A 6,739-nucleotide genomic window follows, 5' to 3' on the forward strand; every position below is an offset into this window, starting at 1 on the left:
TTCGGATCGACGACGGCCGCCTCGTCTCGGACGGGGCGGCCGTTTTCTACGCCTCCCGGCTCGCGCCTCGCCAGCGGTACAGGACGATCCGGCTCTCGGGCGTCTGGAGCACGCCCGGCGGGCGGGCCATGAGGACCGCGAGGTCGACCGTCCCGCCGGGGCCGGGGCGAACTGCGAGGTCGGTCGCCACGTCGACCTCGAAGCCGCGCGTCGGGCTGACGAGCACGCGCTCGATCCGGCCGTCGCGGTCGTAGACATCGAGGCGGACGTGGTCGGAGCGGAGGTTGAGGACGAACAGGCGGCCGTCGAGGGCCGCGGCGCTCGACGTCAGGAGCGGCGGCTCGTCCACCTCGCCGCGGACGAACTGGGCGGACCGCGGGAGCTGCGGCGAGTCGAAGCCCTGGAGCGAGAGCGTGTCGGCCGGACCGAGACCGCCCTGGACGTTGAGGACGTCGACGACCGGGCGGTAGCCGGAGAGCGCGGCGACGCGGCCGGCCCACAGGCGGAGGAAGCCAAGGGACCGCCACGCGGGCCCCGCGAGCGGCCGGCGCGCGACCTCGGCGCCGTCCTCGCCGAGGCGGACGACCGCAGGCGCGAGCGTATCGGGCCCGCCGCCGACGCGGGCCGCCAGCAGGCCGGGCGCGGCGAGCGCGTTCGTCGTGCCCGTCGGCACCGGGACCTCGCGCGCGACGCCCTCGCCCGGGACGACCCACAGCAGCGACGTCCGCCCCTTCGCCAGCACCACGACGGTGTCGCCGAGCGTGCCGGCGAGGTAGGGGTAGCTCCCGGCCGGGAGCGCGGTCTGGTCGAGATACGCGCCCGCGCCCGAGAACCGGTGGACGCCGCCCGTCTGGGTCTCGACCACGGCGAGCGTGTCGCCGGCCCACGCCAGCGACGTGGGGACGGGCATGGCCTCGGGGGTCGGCGGGCGGGCCGTCCACACCTCGACGAGCGTGTCGACGGCGACGGTCGCTGCGATCTCGGCCGACAGCGAGTCGGCGGCGGAGATCGCCCGACTGTTCTGTTTCTGGCTCGACGGGAGGCAGCCCGCGAGGGCCACGGCGCACGTCACCGCCAGCGCGGCCCGGGTCATTGCACCTCGGCGAGCCGGAGCGGCACGTTGATCGCGCGCCCGCGGCGGACGACGCCGAGGCGGATCGTGTCGCCGGCGCGGCGGTCGACGAGCCGGTCGCGGACGGCCTCGTTCGAGGCCACGGCCTCGCCGTCGATCGTCACGATGACGTCGCGGGGCAGGAGGCCCGCCTGCTCGGCCGGGCTGTCCGACTCGATCGACGTCACGACGAGGCCCTCGGCCTCGCTCAGCCCGAGCTGCTGCGCCAGCCGCGCGCTGACCGGCCGGATGCTCAGGCCCGTGTAGAACGAGCGGTCGACGGAGCCCGTCTCGCGGAGCTCGGCGACGACCTGCCGGACGCGCCACGCCGGCACGGAGAATCCGATCCCGTCCGAGCCGCCCGTTTGCGAGTAGATCACCGTGTTGACGCCGATCACGCGGCCGAGCGCGTTGACGAGCGGCCCGCCCGAGTTGCCGCGGTTGATGGCCGCGTCGGTCTGGATCATGTCGCGGAAGATGCGCCCCTGCTGCGCCGGGAAGTCGCGCCCGACCGCGCTCACGACGCCGACCGTGACCGTCGGCTCGGCGGCCTCGAACAGCCCGAACGGGTTGCCCAGCGCGATCGCCCACTCCCCGACGACGGCGTCCTCCTGCTCCTCGAAGGCGAGGTACGGGAGCGACGCGTCGGGCTCGACCTTGAGGAGCGCGATGTCGGTCTCGGGGTCGGTCCCGACCAACTCGGCCTGCATCTGGGTGCCGTCCGGGAACGCGATCGTGATCTCGGTCGACTCGACTGCGACGCCGCCGTTCGAGACCACGTGGTCGTTGGTCACGATGTAGCCGTCGGGCGAGATGATGAACCCGGAGCCGAGGCCCTGGATGCGCTGCTGGATCGTGCGCCCGGGGAGCCGCTGGCCGTAGAACCACTCGAGCATGGGGTTGGCGCGCTGGACTACGTTCCGGACCGCGATCACGTTGACCGACACGACGGCCGGGCTGGCGGCCTCGACGGCCCGCGTGATGGCCGTCCGCCGGCTCGTGGCGATTTGGCCGTCGAGCCGCTCGAGCGCGCCCGCCCCATCGGCGAGGGGCGACTCGACGGAGAGCGGGCCGTCGGTGGCCTGCTGGGAGTGCGCTTCCTGCTGGCACCCGGCGAGGGCCAGCGCGAGGACGAGAGCGTATCGCATGGGGAAATCCAGGAGGGGTCGGGCGTACGGAAGGCGCCCCGGTCGGTTTCTGCTTCGCAACGTCTCGACGGGCGGCGAGCGTACGCGCCGCGGCACAGACGCTCGACGGGACGCCCCCACTCGACCTCGGAGCGGACGTGGCGGTACCATGCGCGCCCCGTCTGCCGTCCCCCGTGCCCGCCCTCTCCCAGCGCCTCGCCCGTCTCGCGTTCGCCGGCATGCTCGGTTGGCTGGCCCTCCTGTTCCTGCCGCTGGCGACCGCCCCGGGGCCGGCCGAGGAGGCCGGTCATCTCCTGCTGCTCGCGCCGCTCGTCCTCGTCCCGCTCTACCTCACCGCGAGCGTGCCGGCCTCGTTCGAGCCCGCGCCGCGGTCGCTCGACGTGGCGTCGTGGCTCCTGCTTCCGGGCATGCTCGGCGCCGCGGGGTCGCTCCTCGTCCCCGTCGGACTCGTCGCCGGGCTGCTCGCCGCGCCGTGGCTCCTCGCGGCCGCCGCCGTCGCCGTCTGGTCGGTCCGCCGCGGCCTCCGGCTCTGGCGCGAGGGCGCCCTCGACGCCGCCGAGGCAGCCCTGGTGCTGGGCTGGGCGACGCTCCCGGGCGGCGCCCTCTGGCTGGTCCTCGCTCGCTCCGGCGCGCCGACGGACTACACCGGGCTCATCGTGCTCCTGACGGCCGTCCATTTCCACTACGCCGGCTGCCTCGTGCTCGTCTGGGCCGGCCTCCTGGGGCGGACGCTGCCGGCATCGCTCCGTGGGCTCCACCGCGTCCTGGGCGTCGGGCTCGCCGTCGGATTCTGGGGCGTCGCTGCGGGGATCGCGCTCATTCGAGGGCCGGCGGGCGGGTCGACCGTCGAGACCGTCGCCGTCGTGGTCCTGGCCGCCTCGGCGATCGGGGCGGGCGGGCTGGGGCTGGTGCGGGCCGGCCGGATCGAGGACCGGATGGCCGGGCTGATGATCGCCGTCTCCGGCGGCGTGCTGATCCTCGCGATGGGGTTCGCCCTGTGGTTCCACCTCGGGGCACGGGTCGGCGCGGACGCGCCCGACGTGGCCCAGATGGTGAGCCGCCACGGGTGGCTCAACGCCTTCTTCGGCCTCTGGGGCGCCCTCGGCTGGCGCCGCCTCCGGCCGAGACCCGCCGCCGCGGTGCGGTAGCGTCCCTACTCCAGGGTCACCCGGCGCTCGGCCGAGGCGGAGGCGCCCGTGGTCTCGTCGGCGACCGTGACGGTGAGCGTGTACGCGCCGGGGTCCTGGTCGCGGATGTCGACGAAGAACGAGACGAGGTCGTCGGGGCGGGAACCACTGGCCTCGGTGCGGACCGAGACGCCGGGTCCCTGTCCACGGCCGAAGAGGAACCCGAGCAGGCCACCGCGCCGGGCCTCCGGACGGAGCGTCGCCTCAATCGTGTAACGCGTCCGGCCATCCTCCAGCCCGAGGCCGTACGCTTCGAGGACGACGTAGACGGGGTCGGTCGTCGGGAACGCCGCGCGCGGGGACGGCACGAGGCCGAGGCCGCCCCGCACGACCGGCCCGCGCCCGTCCTCGTCGACCGACGTCGCCAGCAGGAGGTCGCTCACGCCGAAGCCGGCCCCCAGCGGCCCGATCGTCTCCGACGCCGCGCCCCAGTCCTCCCCGCCGTCGCCCTCCACCTCGACCCGGACGTCGCCCGGGCCGGACAGCCGAACCTGCGCGGCGTCGACCCAGACCGCCCCGCCGCCGGCCCGGACCACGCGCCCCGCCGTGAGACTCGCGTGGTCCCGCACCACCCGGTCCACGACGGCGCCCTCCACTCGCGCGAAGGCCCCGGTGCGGACGGGCGCCGCGACCGAATCCACCGGGACGCCCCACGCCACGATCACATCGGTCCCGCCGCCGGACGCGCGGAAGCGCGAGGCGAGCGCGGGCACGTCGACCGTCGGCGTGAGCTGCGAGCGCTCGGGGTCGGTCCGCTGGAGCGCCTGGTCCCGCATCACGAAGTCGTCGTTGATGGCGCTCGTCCCCGACCCGCTGAACGCCGAGGCCGGCGGGCTGTAGCGGCGGAAGACGCCGTCCAGCTCGGGGTCGTCAAAGACGAACTGAAGGTCGTCCTCGTAGGCCCAGACGCGGAAGGTGCCGTCGCCATAGGCCGAGGGGTCGAAGTCCCCGACCACGAACGAGAGGGCGGCCGGAGGTCGGCCGTAGCGGACCCACAGCTGGCCCTGCTCCGTGTCAGCGCCCGGGCCGGGCGGGCGGACGAACAGGTCACCCTCGTTGCGGCCAAACAGGAGGTCGGCCTCGGCGACGCGGGCGCGGTGCTCGACCTGGCGCTCGGAGCGCTCCGTGAGCAGGCGTGGATCGGCCTCGGCCCAGAGCGCGGCGGCGCCCGCCTCGGGGTCGGCGTCGTAGGCGTCGCGCTGCTCAGTCGCGACGAGGAGCCGAGCGTCCTCGTAGCGGGCGCGCGTCGTCGGCGGGAGGCGAGGCAGCGCGCGCTCGAAGGCGTCGCCCGCCGCGTCGAGGTCGCCGAGTCGGTGGTGCGCGAGGCCCGCGTAGAGGTCGGCGCGCGGGTCGCCGGTCGCGTCCCGGAACCGCTCGGCGACGCCGAGGAGCGCGTCCCAGTCCTCGTCGACGGCGGCGAGGGTGGCGGCGGCGGCGTAGGCCTGCGCGGCCGTCGGATCGGCCGCGACCCAGTCCTCGAGGAGCACGGCCGCGTCGCGGCGCGCGTCCTGCGCCCGCTGGCTCCGGTCGAGCATGTCGCCCATCGCCGCCCGCTGGTCCATGTCGAACCGCGACTGCCCGAGCCGCTTCGAGACCTCGACGGGGTCGACGAAGTTGCCGACCGGCGAGGCCACGTCCACGAAGTCGACCCGGTCGTGCCAATCGAGGACGGTCCAGACGGCGTCCTCGGTCAGCACGCGGAGGGCGAGCGTGTCGTCGGGCGCCGCCCGCCGGAGCCGGTTCGCCACGTCGACGAGCTGCTGGTGCTTCATCGGCCGCGGGAGCCGGCCGACGTAGTGGCCCGCCAGTTCGAGCCGGAGGCGGAGGTGGTTCAGCGCCGGATCGGCCGGCGCGTCGCGGAGGGCGCGGCGGACGGCGTCGTAGGCCGCCGACGAGTCGTCGGCGGCGAGGAGCGCGCGGGCCGCCGCGGCCGGCCCGTCCGTCTCGGGCGCCGAGGTGGGCTGGGCGAGCACGGCCGAAGCGATGAGCCAGGCGACGAGGACGGGGCGGATCACAGGTCGACTCGGTGGACGGATTGGAAGAAACGGCGGCGGCTCCCGGCGCGCGGGGGAGAGCGACGGCCCCGCTCGTGCAGGCGGCGCGACGCCAGCCGAGCGTCGGTGCCGACCGTCCGGTCCACCCGTGACCCGCGGCGGCTCCTCCCGCCTCGACACCGAGGCCGGCCGGGTCGGCTGCCCCCTCCGCCCGCAGACGACGGCACCGGATCCCGACTCAGCTCCCCATGTGCGACTGGAGCTCCTGGCGGCGGCCCTTCTGGCGGAGCTTCCGGAGCGCCTTCTCCTTGATCTGGCGGACGCGCTCGCGCGTGAGCTCGTACTCCTGGCCGATCTCCTCGAGCGTCATCGGCGTCTCGCGGCCGATGCCGAAGTAGAGCCGCGTGATCTCGGCCTCGCGCGGCGCCAGCGTCGCGAGCGCCCGCTCGATGTCGCTCTTGACGCTCTCGCCCACGAGTTGCTCGTCGGGCGGCGTGTCGGCCGCGTCGGCGAGGACGTCGAGGAGGTTGTTGTCGTCCTCCTCGCCGAACGGCTCGTCGACGGAGAGCGAGCGCGACTGGTGGCGGAGGGCGTCCTCGATCTTCTGCGGCGGGAGGTCGAGCTCGGCCGCGAGCTCCTCGACGTTCGGCGGGCGCTTGTAGGCCTGCGCCAGCCGCGCCGACGCCTTCCGGATCTTCGAGATCGTCCCGATCCGGTTGAGCGGAAGGCGGACCGTCCGGGCCTGCTCGGCGAGGGCCTGGAGGATGGCCTGCCGGATCCACCAGACGGCGTACGAGATGAACTTGAACCCGCGCGTCTCGTCGAACCGCTGGGCCGCCTTGATGAGGCCGTAGTTCCCCTCGTTGATGAGGTCGGAGAGCGTGAGGCCCTGGCCCTGGTACTTTTTCGCCACCGACACGACGAACCGGAGGTTGGCCCGGACCATGTGATGGAGCGCCTCGTCGTCGCCGGCCTGAATCCGCTGGGCGAGTTCGACCTCCTCCTCGGGAGTGAGCAGGGGAATCTGCCCGATCTCCTGGAGGTACTGATCCAGCATCCGCTGGCTTCGGGGGACATACATGGCGCTGCCGGGGGGCGGCTAGGGGAACAAGGGACGAGGCGCAGGTCGGGTGAGTGGGGCCGCAGAGGGGGGAGCGGCGGGACGGCGCGGGCGGAGTGTACGGAGGATCCACCGATATGTGTACGGCAGATGAAGCCCGCCGGGTTCCGGCCCGGAGCCCACGGCGGCCCGGTCGTAGTTTCCTCGTGCCCGATCCCGCCCATGCCGCCCCTCGCCCC

At 74.5% G+C, this 6,739-nt stretch carries 5 protein-coding genes; 1 reads left to right on the plus strand and 4 read right to left on the minus strand.

Going from position 1 to position 6,739, the window contains the following annotated elements; genetic code table 11:
* Positions 1 to 46: 46 nt before the first annotated feature.
* Positions 47 to 1,093 carry a hypothetical protein gene (locus BSZ37_RS01455; RefSeq protein ID WP_095508837.1) on the minus strand — a complete coding sequence of 349 codons (1,047 nt, stop codon included), beginning with the start codon at positions 1,091 to 1,093 and terminating at the stop codon, positions 47 to 49.
* Positions 1,090 to 2,259 (minus strand): S1C family serine protease, encoded by a 1,170-nt coding sequence (locus BSZ37_RS01460; RefSeq protein ID WP_095508838.1) that lies wholly within the window; start codon positions 2,257 to 2,259, stop codon positions 1,090 to 1,092. The genes BSZ37_RS01455 and BSZ37_RS01460 overlap by 4 nt, the downstream gene beginning before the upstream one ends.
* A 173-nt stretch (positions 2,260 to 2,432) precedes the next feature.
* Here BSZ37_RS01460 and BSZ37_RS01465 point away from each other — a divergent pair, with 173 nt between their 5' ends.
* Complete coding sequence (locus BSZ37_RS01465; RefSeq protein WP_095508839.1) at positions 2,433 to 3,407, plus strand: YndJ family transporter; 975 nt, start codon at positions 2,433 to 2,435, stop codon at positions 3,405 to 3,407.
* 5 nt (positions 3,408 to 3,412) lie between these two features.
* On the opposite strand, the gene BSZ37_RS21750 is transcribed toward BSZ37_RS01465, so the two are convergent.
* Both BSZ37_RS21750 and BSZ37_RS01475 read right to left on the minus strand, forming a co-directional pair.
* Positions 3,413 to 5,461: a hypothetical protein gene (locus BSZ37_RS21750; protein ID WP_095508840.1), complete on the minus strand. Its 2,049-nt coding sequence runs from the start codon at positions 5,459 to 5,461 to the stop codon at positions 3,413 to 3,415.
* Between the two features lie 217 nt (positions 5,462 to 5,678).
* Positions 5,679 to 6,521 carry a sigma-70 family RNA polymerase sigma factor gene (locus tag BSZ37_RS01475; RefSeq protein ID WP_095508841.1) on the minus strand — a complete coding sequence of 281 codons (843 nt, stop codon included), beginning with the start codon at positions 6,519 to 6,521 and terminating at the stop codon, positions 5,679 to 5,681.
* Positions 6,522 to 6,739 lie beyond the last annotated feature (218 nt).

Origin of the sequence: Rubrivirga marina, from assembly GCF_002283365.1 — a bacterium.
Lineage (GTDB): Bacteria > Bacteroidota > Rhodothermia > Rhodothermales > Rubricoccaceae > Rubrivirga > Rubrivirga marina.

What these genes read in the sequence shown, in the direction of transcription:
- BSZ37_RS01455 (WP_095508837.1), bottom strand. Translation starts at nt 1,093, where the DNA reads ATGACCCGGGCCGCGCTGGCGGTGACGTGCGCCGTGGCCCTCGCGGGC.
- BSZ37_RS01460 (WP_095508838.1), bottom strand. Translation starts at nt 2,259, where the DNA reads ATGCGATACGCTCTCGTCCTCGCGCTGGCCCTCGCCGGGTGCCAGCAG.
- BSZ37_RS01475 (WP_095508841.1), bottom strand. Translation starts at nt 6,521, where the DNA reads ATGTATGTCCCCCGAAGCCAGCGGATGCTGGATCAGTACCTCCAGGAG.